The sequence below is a fragment of the Pseudomonas macauensis genome (assembly GCF_047902425.1).
GTDB lineage: Bacteria > Pseudomonadota > Gammaproteobacteria > Pseudomonadales > Pseudomonadaceae > Pseudomonas.
In genome coordinates, this window is record NZ_CP138377.1 from 5,894,576 (window position 1) to 5,914,794 (window position 20,219).

Below are 20,219 nucleotides of genomic sequence, written 5' to 3' on the forward strand. Positions count from 1 at the left end.
GCAGGTGAGGGAAACATCGGTCCCGACCCCAGCGCCGCAACCCTCACCCCACCCCCTTCCCACGGGAAGGGGAGCAAAAGATCAGGAGCATCGACATGCAACGCTATTCCGGCTTCGGCCTGTTCAAGCATTCCCTGAGCCACCACGAGAACTGGCAACGCATGTGGCGCACGCCCACGCCCAAGCCGGTCTATGACGTGGTCATCGTCGGCGGTGGCGGCCACGGCCTGGCCACGGCCTACTACCTGGCCAAGGAACACGGCATCACCAACGTCGCGGTGATCGAGAAGGGTTGGCTGGGCGGCGGCAACACCGCGCGCAACACCACCATCGTGCGTTCCAACTACCTGTGGGACGAATCCGCGCTGCTCTACGAACACGCCATGAAGCTGTGGGAAGGCCTGTCCCAGGACCTGAACTACAACGTCATGTTCTCCCAGCGCGGCGTCTACAACCTCTGCCACACCCTGCAGGACATGCGCGACGGCGAACGCCGCGTGAGCGCCAACCGCCTGAACGGCGTGGACGGCGAACTGCTCAACGCGCAGCAGGTGGCCGAAGAGATTCCGTACCTGAACTGCACCAAGAGCGCCCGCTACCCGATCATGGGCTCCACCGTGCAGCGCCGTGGCGGCGTGGCCCGTCACGATGCCGTGGCCTGGGGCTTCGCCCGTGCCGCCGACGCCCTGGGCGTGGACCTGATCCAGCAGACCGAAGTGATCGGCTTCCGCAAGCAGGATGGCGCGGTCATCGGTGTCGAGACCAACCGCGGCTTCATCGGCGCCAAGCGCGTCGGCGTGGTCACCGCCGGCAACTCCGGGCACATGGCCAAGCTCGCCGGCTTCCGCCTGCCGATCGAATCGCACCCGCTGCAGGCGCTGGTTTCCGAACCGCTGAAACCCATCATCGACAGCGTAATCATGTCCAACGCCGTACACGGCTACATCAGCCAGTCGGACAAGGGCGACCTGGTCATCGGCGCCGGCATCGACGGCTACAACGGCTACGGCCAACGCGGCTCCTACCCGGTGATCGAGCACACCCTGCAGGCCATCGTGGAGATGTTCCCGGTGCTGTCCCGCGTGCGCATGAACCGCCAGTGGGGCGGCATCGTCGACACCACCCCGGACGCCTGCCCGATCATCGGCAAGACCCCGGTGAAGAACCTGTTCTTCAACTGCGGTTGGGGCACCGGCGGCTTCAAGGCCACTCCCGGCTCGGGCAACGTTTTTGCCGCGACCCTGGCCAAGGGCGAGCCGCATCCGCTGGCCGCGCCCTTCTCCATCGAACGCTTCCACACCGGCGCGCTGATCGACGAACACGGCGCTGCCGCCGTAGCTCATTGAACATTCGCCCGTAGGGCGACAACTGATGACCCTCTCCCTTTGGGAGAGGGTGCCCGAAGGGCGGGTGAGGGTGGTTCGGCGAAGTGCCAACACCCCACGCCACTCGGAAAGAAACCCGGGAGGCTTCAACCATGCTTCACATCTTCTGCCCCCACTGCGGCGAGCTGCGTTCCGAAGAGGAATTCCACGCCAAGGGCCAGGCGCACATCCCGCGTCCGCTCGACCCCTCTGCCTGCACCGACGCGGAATGGGGCGAGTACATGTTCTTCCGCGACAACCCGCGCGGCATCCACCACGAACTGTGGGTGCACGCCGCCGGCTGCCGCCAGTACTTCAACGTCACCCGCCACACGGTGACCTACGAAATTCTCGAAACCTACAAGATCGGCGAAAAACCCAGTGTGACCGCCGCTGATTCCGAGAAGAAAGCCGCTTCCCAGCCTGCCGTGGAGAAGGCCTAATGAGCCAGATCAATCGCCTTTCCCGTGGCGGTCGCATCGACCGCAGCAAGCCCCTGACCTTCACCTTCAATGGTGAGACCTACCAGGGCTTCGCCGGTGACACCCTGGCCGCAGCACTGCTGGCCAACGGCGTCGACATCCTCGGCCGCAGCTTCAAGTACTCCCGCCCGCGCGGCATCGTCGCCGCCGGCGCCGAAGAGCCCAACGCCATCCTGCAGATCGGCTCCCGTGAAGCGACTCAGGTGCCCAACGTGCGCGCCACCCAGCAGGCGCTGTACAACGGCCTGGTGGCCAGCGCCACCAACGGCTGGCCGAACGTGCAGAACGACCTCATGGGGATCTTCGGCAAGGTCGGCGGCAAGATGATGCCGCCCGGCTTCTACTACAAGACCTTCATGTACCCGCAGTCCATGTGGCTGACCTACGAGAAGTACATCCGCAAGGCCGCAGGCCTGGGCCGCGCGCCCACCGAAGTGGACCCGGACAGCTACGACTGGATGAACCACCACGCCGACGTGCTGATCGTCGGTGCAGGCCCTGCCGGTCTCGCCGCCGCCCTGGCTGCCTCGCGCAGCGGCGCGCGGGTGATCCTCGCCGATGAACAGGAAGAGTTCGGCGGCAGCCTGCTCGACACCCGCGAAACCCTCGACGGCAAGCCCGCCGCGGAGTGGGTGGCCAAGGCCATCGTCGAGCTGGAAGGCAACCCGGACGTGATCCTGCTGCCGCGCTCCACCGTCAACGGCTACCACGACCACAACTTCCTCACCATCCACGAGCGCCGTACCGACCACCTGGGCGAAACCGCTCCGCTGGGCCAGGTGCGCATGCGCGTGCACCGCGTCCGCGCCAAGCGCGTGGTGCTGGCCGCCGGCGCCCACGAGCGCCCGCTGGTCTACGCGAACAACGACGTGCCGGGCAACATGCTGGCCGGCGCCGTCTCCACCTATGTACGCCGCTACGGCGTGGCGCCGGGCAAGAAGCTGGTGCTGTCCACCAACAACGACTACGCCTACCGCGTCGCCCTGGACTGGCAGGAAGCCGGCCTGGAGGTGGTCGCCATCGCCGATGCGCGCCCCAATCCGCAGGGCCAGTGGGTCGAGGAAGCACGCAAGCGCGGCATGCGCGTCATCACCGGCAGCTCGGTGATCGAAGCCCGCGGCAGCAAGCGCGTGACCGGCGCCAAGGTGGCCTCCATCGATACCTTCCGCATGAAGGTCAACGCCCCGGGCGATTGGCTGGACTGCGACCTGATCGCCAGCTCCGGCGGCTACAGCCCGGTGGTGCACCTGGCTTCGCACCTGGGCGGCAAGCCGGAATGGCGTGAAGACATCCTCGCCTTCGTACCCGGCCTGGCCTTCCAGAAGCGCATCTGCGCCGGCGCGGTGAACGGCGTGTTCCGCCTCGCCGATGCCCTGGCCGACGGCTACCAGGCCGGCAGCCAGGCGGCAGTCGACGCAGGCTTCAAGGCCGTGGAAGGCGACCTGCCGGCTGCGTCCGAGCGTACCGAGGAAGCTACCCTCGCGCTGTTCCAGGTGCCCCACGAGAAGTCCACCTCCCGTGCACCCAAACAGTTCGTCGACACCCAGAACGACGTCACCGCCGCCGCCATCGAACTGGCCTGCCGCGAGGGCTTCGAGTCCATCGAGCACGTCAAGCGCTACACCGCGCTGGGCTTCGGCACCGACCAGGGCAAGCTGGGCAACATCAACGGCCTGGCCATTGCGGCCCGCGCCCAGGGCAAGAGCATCGCCGACACCGGCACCACCATGTTCCGCCCGAACTACACCCCGGTGACCTTCGGCGCCGTCGCCGGTCGTCACTGCGGTCACCTGTTCGAACCCGTACGCTTCACCGCCCTGCACGCCTGGCACGTGAAGAACGGCGCCGAGTTCGAGGACGTCGGCCAGTGGAAGCGCCCGTGGTACTTCCCCAAGCGCGGCGAAGACATGCACGCCGCCGTGGCCCGCGAATGCCGCGCCGTGCGTGAAAGCGTCGGCCTGCTGGACGCCTCCACCCTGGGCAAGATCGACATCCAGGGCCCGGACGCCCGCGAGTTCCTCAACCGCGTCTACACCAACGCCTGGACCAAGCTGGACGTGGGCAAGGCCCGCTACGGCCTGATGTGCAAGGAAGACGGCATGGTCTTCGACGATGGCGTCACGGCGTGCCTGGCGGACAACCACTTCGTCATGACCACCACCACCGGCGGCGCCGCCCGCGTGATGGAATGGCTGGAGCTGTACCACCAGACCGAATGGCCGGAGCTGAAGGTGTACTTCACCTCGGTCACCGACCACTGGGCCACCCTGACCCTGTCCGGCCCCAACAGCCGCAAGCTGCTGGCCGAAGTCACCGACATCGACCTGGACAAGGAAGCCTTCCCCTTCATGACCTGGAAGGAAGGCAAGGTCGCCGGCGTCCCGGCGCGGGTGTTCCGCATCTCCTTCACCGGCGAGCTGTCCTACGAGGTGAACATCCAGGCCAACTACGCCATGGGTGTGCTGGAAGCGATCGTCGCAGCGGGCGCCAAGTACAACCTGACCCCGTACGGCACCGAGACCATGCACGTCCTGCGCGCCGAGAAGGGCTTCATCATCGTGGGCCAGGACACCGACGCCTCGGTCACCCCGGACGACCTGAACATGGGTTGGGCGGTGGGTCGCACCAAGCCGTTCTCCTGGATCGGCTGGCGTGGCATGAACCGCGCCGACTGCCAGCGCGAAGACCGCAAGCAGCTGGTCGGCCTCAAGCCCACCAACCCCATGGAAGTCCTGCCCGAGGGTGCGCAGCTGGTGTTCAACACCCAGCAGTCGATCCCCATGAACATGGTCGGCCACGTCACCTCCAGCTACATGAGCAGCAGCCTCGGCTACGGCTTCGCCCTGGCGGTGGTCAAGGGTGGTTTGAAGCGCATGGGCGAGAAGGTCTACGCCCCGCTGGCCGATGGCCGGGTGATCGAGGCGGAAATCTGCAGCTCGGTGTTCTACGACCCGAAAGGGGAACGGCAGAACGTGGATTGATTCGGAGCCGCCGGCTGCCCTCACCCTAACCCTCTCCCAGGGGGAGAGGGGACAGTTTGGAGCCGCCGGCGAGCACGACACTCACAGCACACTCAGCTCGGCCCCCTCTCCCTCCGGGAGAGGGCTGGGGTGAGGGGAAACAGGCGATAAGCGCCCCCAAGGTGAACAGAACATGAGCAAAGCCAACCTCTACGAACAGCGTCCCGAAGCCGGCATCCAGGCCGAATCGCCCCTGCACCACGCCGAGCTGGACAAGCTTGCCAGCCGCAAGGTGGCCAATGCCGGCGTGACCCTGCGCGAGAAGAAATTCCTCGGCCACCTGACCCTGCGTGGCGACGCCCACGACCCGGCCTTCGCCGCCGGCGTGAAAAAGGCCCTGGGCCTGGAGCTGCCGGTCGCCCTGACCCTGGTGGCCAAAGGTGACACCTCGCTGCAGTGGCTCGGCCCGGACGAGTGGCTGCTGATCGTCCCCGGCGGCCAGGAATTCGCCGTCGAGCAGAGCCTGCACAAGGCCCTCGGCGAAGACCTGCACTACTCGGTGATCAACGTCAGCGGCGGCCAGACCCTGCTGGAACTGGAAGGCGCCAAGGTCCGCGAAGTGCTGATGAAGTCCACCAGCTACGACGTGCACCCGAGCAATTTCCCGGTGGGCAAGGCGGTGGGCACCATCTTCGCCAAGTCCCAGCTGGTGATCCGTCATACCGGCGAGCACACCTGGGAGCTGGTGGTTCGCCGCAGCTTCTCCGACTACTTCTGGCTGTGGCTGCAGGACGCCTGCGCCGAGTACGGCCTGCAGGTGGCGGCGTGATACGTGAGGACCGGTGAGGGACTGGCGCCAGAGCCACCCTCACCCCCAGCCCCTCTCCCAAAGGGAGAGGGGTGATTGTTCGGAGCCAGACCATGAGCCGCACACCCGATACCTGGATCCTCACCGCCGACAGCCCGAGCCTGCTGGGCACGGTCGACGTGGTCACGCGCTACCTGTTCGAGCAGCGCTGCTACGTCACCGAGCACCATTCGTTCGATGACCGCCTGGCGCAGCGCTTCTTCATCCGCATCGAGTTCCGTGCCGGCGACGGCTTCGACGAAGCGGCCTTCCGCGCCGGCCTCGCCGACCGCGTCTCGCCCTTCCAGATGAACGTCGAGCTGACTCCGCCGGGCTATCGCAGCAAGGTGGTGATCATGGTCTCCAAGGCCGACCACTGCCTGAACGACCTGCTCTACCGCCAGCGCATCGGCCAGCTGCCGATGGACGTGGTGGCGGTGGTCTCCAACCACCCGGACCTGGAACCCCTGGCCCGCTGGCATGGCATCCCCTACCACCACTTCCCGCTCGACCCGAACGACAAGGGCGCGCAGGAGGCGAAGGTCTGGCAGGTGATCGAGGAAACCGGCGCGGAGCTGGTGATCCTCGCCCGCTACATGCAGGTGCTCTCCCCCGAGCTGTGCCGCCGCCTGGACGGTTGGGCGATCAACATCCACCACTCGCTGCTGCCCGGTTTCAAGGGCGCCAAGCCCTACCACCAGGCCTACCAGAAGGGCGTAAAGCTGGTCGGCGCCACCGCCCACTACATCAACAACGACCTCGACGAGGGCCCGATCATCGCCCAGGGCGTCGAGCCGGTGGACCACTCCCACTACCCCGAGGACCTGATCGCCAAGGGCCGTGACGTGGAGTGCCTGACCCTGGCGAAAGCCGTGGGCTTCCACATCGAGAAGCGAGTCTTCCTGAACGCCAATCGGACGGTGGTGCTGTAAGCGCACCGCCGTGCCGGCTTGACCGGCGGATGGATGGAACTCATCCGCCCTACGTTTCAACACGGACTGTGGCGCTCGCTGTAGAGCGCCCTCTCCTGATCACCGAGCAACACCGACAGACCTGCCGGCTGCCAGCAGTACGACCCGGCCCTGTCGCGCAACACACGACATCCCAGTGCAAAACCGTGTGGCCGTAGTGCCCGCATTTGTACCCACAAACACAATGAGGAATGCGTATGTCTGGCAATCGTGGTGTGGTTTATCTCGGCCCGGGCAAGGTCGAAGTACAGAACATCCCCTATCCGAAGATGCAGGACCCGCAGGGCAAGCAGATCGACCACGGGGTGATCCTGCGCGTGGTCTCTACCAACATCTGCGGCTCCGACCAGCACATGGTGCGCGGCCGCACCACCGCGCCTGTCGGCCTGGTGCTGGGTCACGAGATCACCGGTGAGGTGGTGGAAATCGGCCGTGGCGTGGAAACCATGAAGATCGGCGACCTGGTCTCGGTGCCGTTCAACGTCGCCTGCGGCCACTGCCGTACCTGCAAGGAGCAGCACACCGGCGTCTGCCTGACCGTCAACCCGGCCCGCGCCGGCGGCGCCTACGGCTACGTCGACATGGGCGGCTGGGTCGGTGGCCAGGCCGAGTACGTGATGGTCCCCTACGCCGACTTCAACCTGCTCAAGCTGCCGAACCGCGAGCTGGCGATGGAGAAGATCCGCGACCTGACCTGCCTCTCCGACATCCTGCCCACCGGCTACCACGGCGCCGTCACCGCCGGCGTTGGTCCGGGCAGCACCGTCTACGTCGCCGGCGCAGGTCCGGTGGGTCTTGCCGCCGCCGCCTCGGCCCGCCTGCTGGGCGCCGCCGTGGTGATCGTCGGTGACGTCAACCCGACCCGCCTGGCCCACGCCAAGTCCCAGGGCTTCGAGATCGCCGACCTGTCCAAGGACACCCCGCTGCACGAGCAGATCGCCGACCTGCTGGGCGAGCCGGAAGTGGACTGCGCGATCGACGCAGTGGGCTTCGAAGCCCGCGGCCATGGCCATTCCGGGTCGCAGCACGAGGCTCCGGCCACCGTGCTCAACTCGTTGATGGGCGTGGTTCGCGTCGCCGGCAAGATCGGTATTCCGGGCCTGTATGTCACCGAGGATCCGGGTGCGGTGGACGATGCTGCCAAGCACGGTGCGCTGAGCATCCGTTTCGGCCTGGGCTGGGCCAAGTCGCACACCTTCCACACCGGCCAGACCCCGGTGATGAAGTACAACCGCCAGCTGATGCAGGCCATCATGTGGGATCGCATCAAGATCGCCGACATCGTCGGGGTGGAAGTCATCACCCTGGACGACGCACCGAAGGGCTACGGCCAGTTCGATGCCGGCGTGCCGAAGAAATTCGTCATCGACCCGCACAACACCTTCCGCGCCGCCTGACGGCGCAGCCACCCCCGGCCGCGGTCCCACTACCGCGGCCGTCTCTCCAGGGGAGCCGCAAGGCTCCCTCTTTTTTTGCCCACTCGCGGCCCAGGCTCCCCGTAGGGCGTACAACCGTTCGCGGTTGTACGCCGACTCACCGGGCGCATCTTCGGCCGCATGGCCCGTTCGGAGTGCGTTGAAGCAGCGGCTCCGTGGCCCGATCCAACGCGCGCGGAAACGCAGGCCAAACGGCGTATAACGTCGAACGTTATACGCCCTACGTCACCGGATTCGCCGGCCGTACAGCTGTTACGGCTTCGGCGCAGGACAATCGAAGTCGCCTTCCTCGCAACTGGACAGGGTCTTGAGCTCCTTCACCCGCGCATCGGTGACTTCGGCCAGGCAGCCGTCGAACACCATGCCGTAGGCCGAACCGCCCTCCACCGAAGAGGCGGCGAACTTGCAGTGCAGGTCGCGGTAGCGCAGCCAGGCCTGCTGGGCATCCTTCAGGCCGTCCTTCTGCCTGGCGTCCAGACGCTGGCGATAGTCGTTGTAGACCTGGTTGAGGCGCTTGTCGGCGGCGGAATATTCCTGGGCGGCGCAGGCATTGAAGGTGGCCTGGTCCATGGGATTGGCGCAGTCGGCCGCCTGGGCGGCGAAGGAGGCGGCCAGCAGGCCGAGGGGCAGGAGCATGAGCTTCATGGGGACGCGATCCGTTCTACTGGATTGAGTCCCCCACTCTAGCCGCTCGAACTCCCCAGCGGGGTACCGTCGAGCCATGAACGGCGAATGACCGCCTGCACCGATGCGCCCGTCACGACGCCGAAGGTGTATAACCGCTCGCGGTCATACGCCGCCTGACCGAACCCTCAACCCGGCTGCTCGATCCCCAGCGCCTAGTTGACCTGACGGGTGCGACCCACCCAGTACGGTTCCCGCAGCGCCCGACGCAACAACTTGCCAGCCGGATTGCGCGGCATGGCGTCAATGAAGTCGATGCTCTTGGGCACCTTGAAGCCCGCGATTCGCTCACGCGCCCAGGCCAGGATGCCGTCGACATCGGCTGTCGCGCCGGAGCGCAGCACCACCATCGCCTTGACCGCCTCGCCCCAGCGCTCGTCGGGCACCCCGATCACGGCCACATCGGCAACGGCCGGATGACCGTAGATGGCGCTCTCCACCTCGGCCGGGTAGATGTTCTCCCCGCCGCTGATGATCATGTCCTTGACCCGGTCGTGGATGTACAGATAGCCGTCGGCGTCCATGTAGCCGGCATCGCCGCTGCGCAGCCAGCCGTCGGCATCGACGACACGGGCGGTGTCCTCCTCCTGCTTCCAGTAACCCGCCATGTTCTGCGGCGAGCGGATCACCACTTCGCCGACCTCTCCGGGCGGCAGCCTCCGGCCGTCCGCCCCGATCACCGCCACCTCGCAGCCGGGCATGGCCTTGCCGGCGGCGCGCATGCGCGGAACATCGGCGGGGGTATGGTCCTCCGGCGGCAGCGCCACGATCGTGCCCGTGGTCTCGGTCATGCCATATTGCTGGACGAAACCGCAGCCGAAGACCTCCATGCCCTCGCGCAGCAGCGCCGCGGGGATTGGCGATGAGCCGTACAGCATGTGCTTGAGCCGCGAATAGTCCACCTGGCGCACGCGCGGATCGCGCAGCACGATCTGCATGGCCGCCGGCACCATGAACAGCTTGCTGACTCGATCATGCTCGATGTAGTCGAGCACCTTGCTCGGGTCGAACTCGCGTGCCACGACCCCCTTGCAGCCGGACAGAATGCCACGCACGCCCCACCCCGAACCGCCGATATGCGCGACCGGCATGGCCACCAGCGAGATGTCGTCGTCGCTCCATAGCGACCAGTCCGCGCCCTCGCTTAGTGAAATCCGGGTTCCGCTGGTCAGGTTCCGATGCATCAGCATCACGCCCTTGGGACGGCCTGTCGTGCCCGACGTGTAGAGCTGCAGCACTACGTCCGCAGGCTTCGCCTCGTGTGCCGGCGGGGTGCTCGGGCAGGCGTCGCGCCAGTGGGTGTAAGCCGGCCAGCCGGGTTCCCCGCCCTCCATCGCCACCGCGCGACGAACCAGCGGCAACTCGGGCAGCAGGTTGCGTACCAACGCCGATGACTCAGCACCGACGAAAACCAGCGTCGCATCGCAATGCGAAACGATGTACTGGATCTCGGGTCCCGCCAGCCGCCAGCTCACCGGTGTAATGACGGCGCCCATCTTGGCCGCGCCAAAGAACAGCTCGAAATAGTGGTCGCTGTTCTTGCCGATATAGGCGATACGGTCGCCAGCCTTCACACCGTCGGCCAGCAGGGCCTGGGCCACGCGGTCGGTATGGCGATCGAAATCGGCAAACGTGGTTTCGCGGCCTTCGAAGGCATACGCAATGGCCCCAGCCCGCTCGCGGGCAAAGTGGCGAATAGCGCTGGGCAGTGTCGCGAGGTATTCCGTGTCCATGAACCTAGCCTCCTGTTCTGATTTTTGTAGAGGATGGGTAACGATGTTGAGGGGTGTTGAAAGGCGTCCTCAGAGCGGCGCCGAACGCGGACTGGCGCGCACCGGACCTGCTGGCAGATAGCGCGAGGACAGGTGCTGTTCCTCGCTGAAGCGGAAATCCACGGGCAGGCCCTTCGGTGCGAACGAGACCCGGACATTCTGTGCCACGCCCGCCATGCCAGCGACGTTCGAAGGAACTATTCGTACTGCGTGAGAAATACGTCCGCCACCCGAGTAGGCGTCAGTGCCGAGTCGATTTGGGCGTTGACTTCGCCCTGGACCTGGGCGTCCGCGCAGGCAGATGAGGGCGCTGCAAGAGGCAGCAGCGAGAGGGGAAAAGCAGAGTAGTGATGGGCGGATCGACCATCAGGTTCGACCCGCCCAGTGCCGCCGCGAGTGGTGGCCTCAGCCCAGCAGCTTCGCCGCCATCCGCTCCAGCGCCTGGCGCTGGAAGGCGCGGAAATCCGCGTCCGGCTGCTGGCCTTCGAGCATCGGCAGGAAGGGATCGACCACTTCGGTACGCACGCCAACCATTTCCTCGATCACCGCATGACCGCAGAACGGCACGTAGGCTTCGGCGTAACCGCCTTCGTGCACCACCACCAGGCGGCCATCGCACAGGCGCTCGGCAGCGTCGCGCACGGCGGCGGTCATGAAGCGGAAGGTCTCGCTGTGGGCGAGCATGCGCGCCAGCGGGTCCACGCCGTTGGCGTCGAAGCCGCTGGCGACCACGATCAGCTCCGGCTGGAAGCGTTCCAGCGCCGGCACGATGATGGTTTCCATGGCCACGCGGTAGGCGTCATCGCCACTGCCCGGATAGAGCGGCACGTTGAGGTTGTAACCCTTGCCCGCGCCCTCGCCGATATCGCCCACCGCGCCAGTGCCGGTGGGATAGCAGTCGGCCTGATGGATCGACAGGGTCAGCACGTCGTCACGGCCGTAGAAGATCGCCTCGGTGCCGTTGCCGTGGTGCACGTCCCAGTCCAGCACCGCCACGCGATTGATGCCGTGGCGCGCCTTGGCCGTCTCCACCGCCACGGCGATGTTCGCCAGGTAGCAGAAACCCATGCCGCGATCGGGCAGGCAGTGATGACCCGGCGGACGGGACAGCGCGTAGGCGTTGTCCAGCTCACCGCGCAGCACCGCGTCCACCGCGGCGATGGTCAGGCCGGCGGATTGCCGGGCGATGTCGTAGGTGCCATGGCTGACCATGGTTTCCTCGCCCATGTCGCCATGGCCGACTTCGCTGTAAGCCTTGAAGCGTTCCAGGTAGCTCGCCGGGTGCACCCGCAGCAGGTCTTCCTCGCTGGCCAGTGGCGCGCTGGAAAGCTTGAGCTGATTACTCAGGCCTGAGACGTCCATCAGGCTCTTCAGCCGGCGTTTGCTCTCGGGCGATTCGGCGTGGCCACCACCCACCGGCGGCTGCAGCCAGCCTCCGACGGGGAGGATCAGGGTATGCAACCCGGTGGCGTGCCAGAAGCAGCGTTCGTCGAAGAAGAATCCAGTACGACGGCTCATGCGCGGGCCACCTTCAGGCTCTGTTGGCGCTTGCGGCTGAACAGCCAGTAGACCGGCGAAACCACGGCCAGGCCGACCACCCAGGAGATGTCCGCACCATTCATGGCCTGGGCCGCGGGACCGGTATAGAGCGCGGTGGACATGAAGGGAATCTGCACCAGGATGCCGAAGATGTAGCAGTTCACCGCGGTCCAGTTGAAGGTGCCATAGATGCCGCCGTCGCGACGGAAGAACGACAGCACGTCGTACTCGCCGTGGGCCACCAGGTAGTAGTCGACCAGGTTGATCGCGCTCCAGGGCACCAGCACGTAGAGCAGCAGCAGAATGAAGTTGGTGTAGTTGGCCATGAAGTTGTCCTGGCCCAGCAGGGCGATGGCCAGCGAACCGCCGAACAGCACCAGGGCGATCACCGCGCGCCAGCCGGCCTTGGCACTCCAGGCCGGGATCAGGGTCTGGCCGACGGTGATGGTCGAGAGCGTGCCGCAGTACAGGTTCATCGAGTTGGTGGCGGCGATGCCGAAGGAGAACACCGCGACCATCACGGCGCTGAAGCCGCCGGTCATTTCGATCAGCCCGGCGATCACGTCGCCTTCGCCGACCGCCAGGCCCACCAGCACGCCCAGCAGCATCGGCAGGATCGAGCCGAGGCAGCAGCCCCAGTAGCTGGACCAGAAGGCCGTGCGCGAACCGGTGCCCTGCGGCATGTAGCGCGAGTAGTCGGAAACGTAGGGCGCATAGGCCAACTGCCAGAGCGCGGCGATGGACAGGGCGCCGAGGAAGCCGGGGATGGTGGTCTCGTTGCGCTCAAGCAGGTCCGCCGGCAGGCCGTGGACGAACAGCAGCCAGATGAAGCAGACCAGCAGCACCGCGCCGGACAGCCAGCACATCAGCCGGGTGTAACCGTGGATCAGGCGGTAGCCGAAGATGGTGGCGATGACGCTCAGGGCGCCCACTGCCAGGATGCCTTGGTTGGTGCTGATCGCCGGGAAGCGCGCACTCAGGGTCTGGCCGCCGAGCACCAGGTTGGAGGCGAAGAAGCCCAGGTACATGATCACCACCAGAGCCACCACCAGCAAGGATCCGAAGGAGCCGAACTGGCCACGGGTCTGCACCATCTGCGGCACGCCCAGCTGCGGCCCCTGGGCCGAGTGCAGGGCCATGAAGATACCGCCCAGCAGGTGGCCGAGCACCAGCGCCAGCACGGCGCTGAAGAACGGCAGCTTGAACACGGTGACGGCCAGCGCACCGGTGACCACGGTGAGCAGCATGATGTTGCTGCCGAACCAGATGGTGAAAAGATCACGGGCACGGCCGTGACGTTCATGGGCGGCAATGGGCTGAATGGTGCTCAGCTCCAGGGTCGCCGACGAATTTTGCGTCGTTGTCATTGGAGGTCTCACGCGGGGTAATGCAAGGCAGGTGCCCGGCGCGGACGCCGGGCACGAGTCAGGATGGGATCAGTGCGCCGCCCAGGCGTTGAAGCGCTGTTCCAGCTCCTCGCCGTGGTCGACCCAGAAGGCGGAGTCGACGGCGCGGGCGCCTTCCAGGTTGGCCGGCGCGGTGGGCAGGGCGTCGCGCACGTTCGCCGGCAGCAGGTCCAGGGTGCCCTTGTTGACCGGGCCGTAGGGGATGTTGTCGGAGAAGACCTTCTGGGTCTGCGGCTGGCTGGCGAAGGCGATGAACTTCTCGGCCAGCGCCTTGTTCGGCGTGCCCTTCACCACGGCCCAGTATTCCGGGTCGTACAGGCTGCCCGGCCAGACGATGCCGAGCTTCACACCCTCTTTCTGGGCGGCGGCGATACGGCCGTTGTAGGCGGCGCTCATCACCACGTCACCGGCGGTCAGCCACTGCGGTGGTTGCGCGCCGGCTTCCCACCACTGGATGTTGGACTTGAGCTGGTCGAGCTTGGCGAAGGCGCGGTCGACGCCCTCTTTGGTGCCGAGCACCTTGTAGAGGTCTTCGGGCTTCACGCCGTCGGCCAGCAGGGCGATTTCCAGGGTGTACTTGGCGCCCTTGCGCAGGCCGCGCTTGCCCGGATATTCGGTGGTGTTCCAGAAGTCCGCCCAGGTCTGCGGCGCCTTGGCGACCTTGTTGCTGTTGTAGGCCATCACCATCGACCAGACGTAGGTGGCCACGCCGCACTCGCTCAGGGTGCCGGGTACGAACTGCGATTCGTTGCCGATGGCCGCCGGATCGATACGCTCGAACAGGCCTTCTTCGCAGCCGCGCAGCAGCTCCGGGCTTTCCACTTCAACCACGTCCCATGTGACCTTGCCGACGTCCACCATGGCTTTCACCTTGGCCATTTCGCCGTTGTATTCACCCGCGACGATCTTCCCGGCGCCGCTGGCTTCGAAGGGTTTGAAATAGGCCTGCTCCTGGGCCGCCTTGGTGGCGCCGCCAAAGGAGATCACGGTCAGGCTTTGCGATTGCGCCTGGGCACCGCCGGCAATGGCGGTGGCGAGCAGGGCGCAGGACAGGGTTGCGTGCTTGAGCAAGGACGGATACATGGAACGAACTCCCACAGCCGGTTGGCGTTGTTGTGTTGCTGGGCAGTAGCCGACCAGAAGGCCGGCCTTAAGGGGTTCCATCGCGCGGGCGTCTTCGCGCTCGCGGCGTTGTTGTTGGAATAGCTTTTTTGTAGGAGCGAGCTTGCTCGCGAACGCTCTTTGCGAATCCGCAGCGAAGCGGTTCGCGAGCAAGCTCGCTCCTACACCATCGTGTGCCGTTACAGCACGCCGATTTCCTGGGCTGTGCGGTCGACCGCGCGGCGGGTCTTCTCGACCAGCTCGTCGATCTCGGCACGGCCGGCGACCAGCGCCGGCGCCATGATCATGCGGCCGAGGGTGGAGCGGATGATCACGCCCTCCTCGAAGCCGATGGTGCGGCAGCGCCAGGCGATGTCGTTCTCGTTCTCGTAACGCTTGCGGGTGGCCTTGTCCTGGACGAACTGCAGCGCGGCGACGAAGCCGGCGCCCTGGATGTCGCCCACCAGCGGGTGGTTGCCGAAGACTTCGCGCAGGCACTGCTGCAGGTACGGACCGGTGTCGTTCTTCACCTGGTTGACCCAGCCCTCGTCACGCAGCGCGCGCAGGTTGGCCACGGCCACTGCCGCCGCCACCGGGTGACCGGAGTAGGTCAGGCCGTGGGCGAACACGCCGCCCTCTTCCACCAGGGTCTGGGCGATGCGCTTGCTCAGCACCAGGCCGCCCATGGGGATGTAGCCGCTGGTCAGGCCCTTGGCGATGGACAGGGTGTCAGGCTGGAAGCCGAAGTGCTGGTGGGCGAACCACTCGCCAGTGCGGCCGAAGCCACCGATCACTTCGTCGGCGCACAGCAGCACGTCGTACTGACGGCAGATGCGCTGGATTTCCGGCCAGTAGCTTTCCGGCGGGAAGATCATGCCGCCGGCACCCTGGAACGGCTCGGCGATGAAGCCGGCGACGTTTTCCGCGCCCAGTTCGAGGATCTTCTCTTCCAGCTGCAGTGCGCAGCGACGGCCGAACTCGGCCGGGGTCAGGTCACCGCCAGCGGCGAACCAGTAGGGCTCGTCGATGTGGGCGATGTCCGGGATCAGGCCGCCCATCTCGTGCATGAACTTCATGCCGCCCAGCGCGGTGGCCGCCAGGGTGGAGCCGTGGTAGCCGTTCCAGCGGCCGATCATGATCTTCTTCTGCGGCTTGCCGACGACCTGCCAGTAACGGCGTACGGTACGGATCAGCACCTCGTTGGCCTCGGAGCCGGAGTTGGTGTAGATCGCGTGACTGTAGTGGTCGGGCAGCAGGCTGAAGAGGGTCTCGGAGAGTTCGATCACCGCCGGGTGGGTGGTGTGGAAGAACATGTTGTAGTACGGCAGCTCGTCCAGCTGGGCGGTGGCGGCGGCGGTCAGGTCCTTGCGGCCATAGCCCAGGTTGGTGCACCACAGGCCGGACATGCCGTCCAGGTAGCGGTTGCCATCGTTGTCCCACAGGTGCAGGCCTTCGCCACGCACCATCACGCGCGGGCCTTCGGCGTTCAGCGCCTTCTGGTCGAGGAAGGCATGGATATGGTGAGCCGCATCCGCTTTCTGGTAATCGCGGGTATCACGTTGCGGTCTGATCTGGTCGGTCATCGACATTCTCCAAGTTCCCGAGGCGTACGCCTGGCCATCGGGGTTTGCAGGGATCGAGGGCGACGGACTTACCTGGGCAGTCTCACCGGCCGTCTCGAGCGGTTCGGGTACGAAAATGGTTTCAGAGCATCTCTTGCCTGATCCTGCGGACCGCAACCCGCACCGAGGTGCGAGTCGGGTCCTGCGGGACTTCAGCGCAGCTGGAACCAGGTGGTCTTGAGCTGGGTGTATTTGTCGAACGAATGCAGCGACAGGTCGCGGCCGAAGCCGGACTGCTTGCCACCGCCGAACGGAATCGCCGGATCCAGGGCGTCCACGGTGTTCACCGACACGGTGCCGGCGTTCAGGCGGCGGGCCACCCGGTGGGCACGGTGCAGGTCGTCGCTCCACAGGGAGGCGGCCAGGCCGTAGATGCTGTCGTTGGCCATGCGCACGGCGTCGTCTTCGCTGTCGAACGGGATCACCGCCAGCACCGGGCCGAACACTTCGTCGCGGGCCAGGCTCTGCTCCGGGCGCACACCGGTGAAGATGGTCGGCTCGATGAAGTTGTTCGAACCGTTGAAGCTCAGCTGGCGGCCACCGCAGGCGAGCGTGGCGCCGTCGCTGGCGGCCTGGTCGATGCAGCGCAGGATGCCGGCGGTCTGCTTGCCGTCGACGATGGCGCCGGCACGGCTGGCCGGGTTCAGCGGGTCGCCCGGCGCCCAGTCGCGGGCCTTGGCGATCAGGCGCTCGACGAATTCGTCGTGGATCGAACGCTCCACCAGCAGGCGCGAGTTGGCCGAGCAGACTTCGCCCTGGTTGAAGAAGATGCCGAAGGCGGCCTTCTCGGCAGCGAGATCGAGGTCGCGGCAGTCGGCGAACACCAGGTTCGGGCTCTTGCCGCCGCACTCCAGCCAGACCTGCTTGAGGTTGGACTGGGCGGAATACTGCATGAAGTACTTGCCAACCTGGGTCGAGCCGGTGAACACCAGGGCGTCGACGTCCGGGTGCAGGCCGAGGGCCTTGCCGGCGGTCTCGCCCAGGCCCGGCACGACGTTCAGCACGCCTTCGGGCAGGCCGGCTTCCAGCGCCAGCTCGGCCAGGCGCAGGGCCGAGAACGGCGACTGCTCGGCGGGCTTGAGCACCACGGAGTTGCCGGCGGCCAGGGCCGGCGCCAGCTTCCAGGCGGCCATGTCGAGGGGGAAGTTCCACGGCACCACGGCGCCGATCACGCCCAGCGGGGTGCGGGTGATGGTGGCCAGGGCGTTCTGCGCAGTCGGCGCGACCTGGTCGTAGAGTTTGTCGAGGCTTTCGGCGTACCAGGAGAACACGCCGGCAGCGCCGGGCACGTCGATGTTCCAGGCGTCCATCACCGGCTTGCCCATGTTCAGGGTGTCGAGCAGGGCCAGTTCGTCGCGGTGCGCCATCATCAGTTCGGCGAGCTTGAGCAGCACGACCTTGCGCTCCCGCGGCGCCATGCGCGCCCAGGGGCCTTCTTCGAAGGCCTGGCGGGCGATGCGCACGGCGGCGTCGACTTCGGCCTCGCCGCAGGCAGCGACATTCGCCAGCAGACGGTTAGTCGCCGGGTCGATGGAAGCGAAGGTGGCGCCGTCACGAGCGGCCACGCGGCGGCCGCCGATCAGGGCGCTGTCGATGAAGGTCTGCCGGGCAGCGCGCTGCTGCCAGTCGTTGAGCTCGTACACCAAGGCACTCCTGCTTCAGTCGCGTCGAGGCGACTTTGTTTGTTCTGGATGTGCAATCGATGGTCGCCCAAGCCCCGGCATAGGAAAATTATTAAATTTGTCTTCGGGGTATATGAAAAAGCTGGGCAGCACGCACCACGTCGGTTCGCGGTGGGCCGACGCGCACCGCTTCGGGCCACTTCGTCAACGGGTGAGCGCGCTGTACATCTCCGGGCGGCGACCAGGCAGATAGGGGAAAGTCTCGCTCAGGCGGGCGCGCTGGTTCGGATCCAGGTCGACCAGCAGCAGGCTTTCGCCCGTACCCGCCGCCGCCAGCCGTTCGCCATCGGGCGCGGCGACGCAGGAACCGCCGAGAAACTGCAGCCCCTCCTCCACCCCGCAACGACTGCAGCAGGCGACGAACAGCTGGTTCTCCAGCGCCCGCGCCGGAGCGATCACGCTCGATACCACGCCGTATTCGGGGGTCAGCGCGGTGGGGATGAGCACCAGCCCGGCGCCGTTCAGGGCATGGGTACGCACCGCCTCGGGGTATTCCAGGTCGACGCCATTGAGCAGCCCGATGCGCCAGCCGGCGTATTCGAAGGGCTGCGGCAGGCGATCGCCGGCGCTGAACAGCTCCGCTTCCATGGCGCCGAACAGGTGCGTCTTGCGGTAATGGGCGATGGGCTCGCCGCTCGGGCCGATCACCTGCACCGCGTTGTACGGCTTGCCGCCCTGGGGATGGCGTTCGGCGTAGCCGTAGGCGATGGCGATTCCCAGACGCCGCGCCACCAGCTCACCGATGCAGCGCGCCGACGGTCCGTCCGCCGCCTCGGCCAGCTCGGCCATGCGCTGCGGGACGTTGTAGCCGCCCAGCCACAGCTCCGGGCACAGCAGCAGCTGCGCGCCGGCAGCCGCGGCGGCATCGGCCTGGCGCTCCAGCTGTTCGAGATTGCCGGCGATGTCGCCGGGAAGTCCGCAGGTCTGCCACAAGGCGATGCGCATGAGCTTTACTCCGAGCTGCGTGTAGGGGAATTGCGCGGTCGCCGGAGTATGCCCGTGCCCGGCGGGACGCAGCAGACGGTCAAGGCCATGAAAAATGTGGTCGGCGGCGAGGAAAATCTTCGCCACGGGCCGCCCCCGCGGGCAGGCGCAACACGGTATCTTGTATAAAAAAGCATCAACGAGGCGTGCAGTGGCTTCCTATACCTTGCGGCAATTGAAGTATTTCGTGACCACCGTGGAATGCGGCAGCGTGGCCGAGGCCTCGCGCAAGCTGTACATCGCGCAGCCGTCCATCTCCACGGCGATCAAGGGCCTGGAGGAGAGCTTCGGCGTGCAGCTGTTCATCCGCCACCATGCCCAGGGTGTGTCGCTCACCCCCAGCGGCGCGCGCTTCTACCGCAAGGCGCAGGAACTGCTGCGCATGGCCCACGAGTTCGAGCAGAACGCCCTGGCCGACAACGACGTGGTGGCCGGGCAGATCGACATCGGCTGCTTCGAGACCGTCGCCCCGCTTTACCTGCCGCGCCTGATCGCAGGCTTCCGCGAGCGCTATCCGGGGGTGGAAATCCGCATCAGCGACGGCGAACAGCAGGAACTGGTGCAGGGCCTCACCGCCGGCCGCTTCGACCTCGCGCTGCTCTACGACCACGACCTGGACGGCACCATCGCCACCGACCCGCTGATGCCGGCCCAGCGGCCCTATGCGCTGCTGCCGGAGGACCATCGCTTCGCCCAGCAGGACAAGGTGTCCCTGCGCGACCTGGCCCTGGAGCCGATGATCCTGCTCGATGTGCAGCCAAGTCGTACCTATTTCGTGAGCATCTTCGAGGAACTGGGACTGAACCCGCACATCGCCTTCAGCTCGCCGTCGATCGAGATGGTGCGCGGCATGGTCGGCCAGGGCTTCGGTTTCTCGGTGCTGGTCACCCGCCCGCACTCGGAGTGCACCTACGACGGCAAGAAGGTGGTGATGGTGAACATCGCCGAGGACGTCAGCGCCTCCGGCCTGGTCGCCGCCTGGCTCAAGCGCGCCCAGCTGACCAAGCCGGCGCAGCTGTTCGTCGACTACGCGCGGGAAGAGTTGAGCGGCAAGCACTGAGGCTGCTTTTCACTTTTCGTAGGAGCGAGCTTGCTCGCGAACCCGCCCAACTGCAGGGCTGTTCGCAAGCAAGGACTGGGCGCCCCTCGCTCCCGCAAAAGCCGTCCAAACGTCCCCCACAGGAGCGGACCATGCCCGCGATTTTCCGGCCCGGTACCGTGCCGTGCGATTCGCGAGCAAGCTCGCTCCTACGAAGAGCCGTCTGGCCACAATGCAACCACCGGTGCAATCACAGGCGCAGGAAAACCCCTCCCGTCATCCCCGCTGCCCCCAATCGTCCCCAGGGGGTTACAATCCCGCCCCCTTTTC

General features: G+C 66.4%; 15 protein-coding genes and 1 pseudogene. 7 read left to right on the forward strand and 9 right to left on the reverse strand.

Annotated features, from left to right (window positions below):
• The first annotated feature begins 95 nt into the window (after window positions 1-95).
• From SD196_RS26915 to fdhA, 6 genes are all read left to right on the forward strand, one after another.
• Window positions 96-1,346: a sarcosine oxidase subunit beta gene (locus tag SD196_RS26915; RefSeq protein ID WP_207884994.1), complete on the forward strand. Its 1,251-nt coding sequence runs from the start codon at window positions 96-98 to the stop codon at window positions 1,344-1,346.
• A 131-nt stretch (window positions 1,347-1,477) separates the two neighbouring features.
• Complete coding sequence (locus SD196_RS26920) at window positions 1,478-1,807, forward strand: sarcosine oxidase subunit delta (protein ID WP_343575646.1); 330 nt, start codon at window positions 1,478-1,480, stop codon at window positions 1,805-1,807.
• Window positions 1,807-4,827 carry a sarcosine oxidase subunit alpha gene (locus tag SD196_RS26925; protein WP_416310871.1) on the forward strand — a complete coding sequence of 1,007 codons (3,021 nt, stop codon included), beginning with the start codon at window positions 1,807-1,809 and terminating at the stop codon, window positions 4,825-4,827. Before SD196_RS26920 ends, SD196_RS26925 begins: the two co-directional genes overlap by 1 nt.
• Window positions 4,828-4,999: 172 nt before the next feature.
• Window positions 5,000-5,635: a sarcosine oxidase subunit gamma gene (locus SD196_RS26930; RefSeq protein ID WP_416310872.1), complete on the forward strand. Its 636-nt coding sequence runs from the start codon at window positions 5,000-5,002 to the stop codon at window positions 5,633-5,635.
• Between the two features lie 92 nt (window positions 5,636-5,727).
• Window positions 5,728-6,585 carry a formyltetrahydrofolate deformylase gene (locus tag SD196_RS26935; protein WP_331314919.1) on the forward strand — a complete coding sequence of 286 codons (858 nt, stop codon included), beginning with the start codon at window positions 5,728-5,730 and terminating at the stop codon, window positions 6,583-6,585.
• Window positions 6,586-6,821: 236 nt separating this feature from the next.
• A complete protein-coding gene (gene fdhA / locus SD196_RS26940) occupies window positions 6,822-8,021 on the forward strand; it encodes a formaldehyde dehydrogenase, glutathione-independent (RefSeq protein WP_207884989.1) in 1,200 nt (399 codons plus the stop codon).
• 291 nt (window positions 8,022-8,312) lie between these two features.
• On the opposite strand, the gene SD196_RS26945 is transcribed toward fdhA, so the two are convergent.
• The 9 genes and pseudogenes from SD196_RS26945 to SD196_RS26985 form a co-directional block, all read right to left on the reverse strand.
• Window positions 8,313-8,705: a lysozyme inhibitor LprI family protein gene (locus SD196_RS26945; protein ID WP_343575660.1), complete on the reverse strand. Its 393-nt coding sequence runs from the start codon at window positions 8,703-8,705 to the stop codon at window positions 8,313-8,315.
• Between the two features lie 194 nt (window positions 8,706-8,899).
• A complete protein-coding gene (locus tag SD196_RS26950) occupies window positions 8,900-10,477 on the reverse strand; it encodes a fatty acid--CoA ligase (protein WP_331314930.1) in 1,578 nt (525 codons plus the stop codon).
• Between the two features lie 444 nt (window positions 10,478-10,921).
• The gene (locus SD196_RS26955) at window positions 10,922-12,034 is read right to left on the reverse strand and encodes a class II histone deacetylase (protein ID WP_416310873.1); all 1,113 of its coding nucleotides are present in this window, start codon (window positions 12,032-12,034) and stop codon (window positions 10,922-10,924) included.
• On the reverse strand, window positions 12,031-13,422 hold the full coding sequence (locus SD196_RS26960) for a purine-cytosine permease family protein (protein WP_275609332.1): 1,392 nt from the start codon (window positions 13,420-13,422) through the stop codon (window positions 12,031-12,033). The genes SD196_RS26955 and SD196_RS26960 overlap by 4 nt, the downstream gene beginning before the upstream one ends.
• A gap of 69 nt (window positions 13,423-13,491) precedes the next feature.
• On the reverse strand, window positions 13,492-14,544 hold the full coding sequence (locus SD196_RS26965; protein ID WP_343575671.1) for an ABC transporter substrate-binding protein: 1,053 nt from the start codon (window positions 14,542-14,544) through the stop codon (window positions 13,492-13,494).
• Between the two features lie 218 nt (window positions 14,545-14,762).
• Window positions 14,763-16,145 (reverse strand): aspartate aminotransferase family protein, encoded by a 1,383-nt coding sequence (locus SD196_RS26970; RefSeq protein ID WP_416310874.1) that lies wholly within the window; start codon window positions 16,143-16,145, stop codon window positions 14,763-14,765.
• 49 nt (window positions 16,146-16,194) lie between these two features.
• Window positions 16,195-16,262: pseudogene (locus tag SD196_RS26975) on the reverse strand (hypothetical protein); the annotation flags it as partial.
• 74 nt (window positions 16,263-16,336) lie between these two features.
• Window positions 16,337-17,827: an aldehyde dehydrogenase gene (locus tag SD196_RS26980; RefSeq protein ID WP_370600321.1), complete on the reverse strand. Its 1,491-nt coding sequence runs from the start codon at window positions 17,825-17,827 to the stop codon at window positions 16,337-16,339.
• A gap of 183 nt (window positions 17,828-18,010) precedes the next feature.
• On the reverse strand, window positions 18,011-18,811 hold the full coding sequence (locus tag SD196_RS26985; RefSeq protein ID WP_343575678.1) for a carbon-nitrogen hydrolase family protein: 801 nt from the start codon (window positions 18,809-18,811) through the stop codon (window positions 18,011-18,013).
• A gap of 190 nt (window positions 18,812-19,001) precedes the next feature.
• Here SD196_RS26985 and SD196_RS26990 point away from each other — a divergent pair, with 190 nt between their 5' ends.
• Window positions 19,002-19,910, forward strand: a complete 909-nt coding sequence (locus SD196_RS26990) for a LysR substrate-binding domain-containing protein (RefSeq protein WP_275609337.1) — start codon at window positions 19,002-19,004, stop codon at window positions 19,908-19,910.
• Window positions 19,911-20,219 lie beyond the last annotated feature (309 nt).

What these genes read in the sequence shown, in the direction of transcription:
- SD196_RS26915 (WP_207884994.1), top strand. Translation starts at nt 96, where the DNA reads ATGCAACGCTATTCCGGCTTCGGCCTGTTCAAGCATTCCCTGAGCCAC.
- SD196_RS26920 (WP_343575646.1), top strand. Translation starts at nt 1,478, where the DNA reads ATGCTTCACATCTTCTGCCCCCACTGCGGCGAGCTGCGTTCCGAAGAG.
- SD196_RS26925 (WP_416310871.1), top strand. Translation starts at nt 1,807, where the DNA reads ATGAGCCAGATCAATCGCCTTTCCCGTGGCGGTCGCATCGACCGCAGC.
- SD196_RS26930 (WP_416310872.1), top strand. Translation starts at nt 5,000, where the DNA reads ATGAGCAAAGCCAACCTCTACGAACAGCGTCCCGAAGCCGGCATCCAG.
- SD196_RS26935 (WP_331314919.1), top strand. Translation starts at nt 5,728, where the DNA reads ATGAGCCGCACACCCGATACCTGGATCCTCACCGCCGACAGCCCGAGC.
- fdhA (WP_207884989.1), top strand. Translation starts at nt 6,822, where the DNA reads ATGTCTGGCAATCGTGGTGTGGTTTATCTCGGCCCGGGCAAGGTCGAA.
- SD196_RS26945 (WP_343575660.1), bottom strand. Translation starts at nt 8,705, where the DNA reads ATGAAGCTCATGCTCCTGCCCCTCGGCCTGCTGGCCGCCTCCTTCGCC.
- SD196_RS26950 (WP_331314930.1), bottom strand. Translation starts at nt 10,477, where the DNA reads ATGGACACGGAATACCTCGCGACACTGCCCAGCGCTATTCGCCACTTT.
- SD196_RS26955 (WP_416310873.1), bottom strand. Translation starts at nt 12,034, where the DNA reads ATGAGCCGTCGTACTGGATTCTTCTTCGACGAACGCTGCTTCTGGCAC.
- SD196_RS26960 (WP_275609332.1), bottom strand. Translation starts at nt 13,422, where the DNA reads ATGACAACGACGCAAAATTCGTCGGCGACCCTGGAGCTGAGCACCATT.
- SD196_RS26965 (WP_343575671.1), bottom strand. Translation starts at nt 14,544, where the DNA reads ATGTATCCGTCCTTGCTCAAGCACGCAACCCTGTCCTGCGCCCTGCTC.
- SD196_RS26970 (WP_416310874.1), bottom strand. Translation starts at nt 16,145, where the DNA reads ATGACCGACCAGATCAGACCGCAACGTGATACCCGCGATTACCAGAAA.
- SD196_RS26985 (WP_343575678.1), bottom strand. Translation starts at nt 18,811, where the DNA reads ATGCGCATCGCCTTGTGGCAGACCTGCGGACTTCCCGGCGACATCGCC.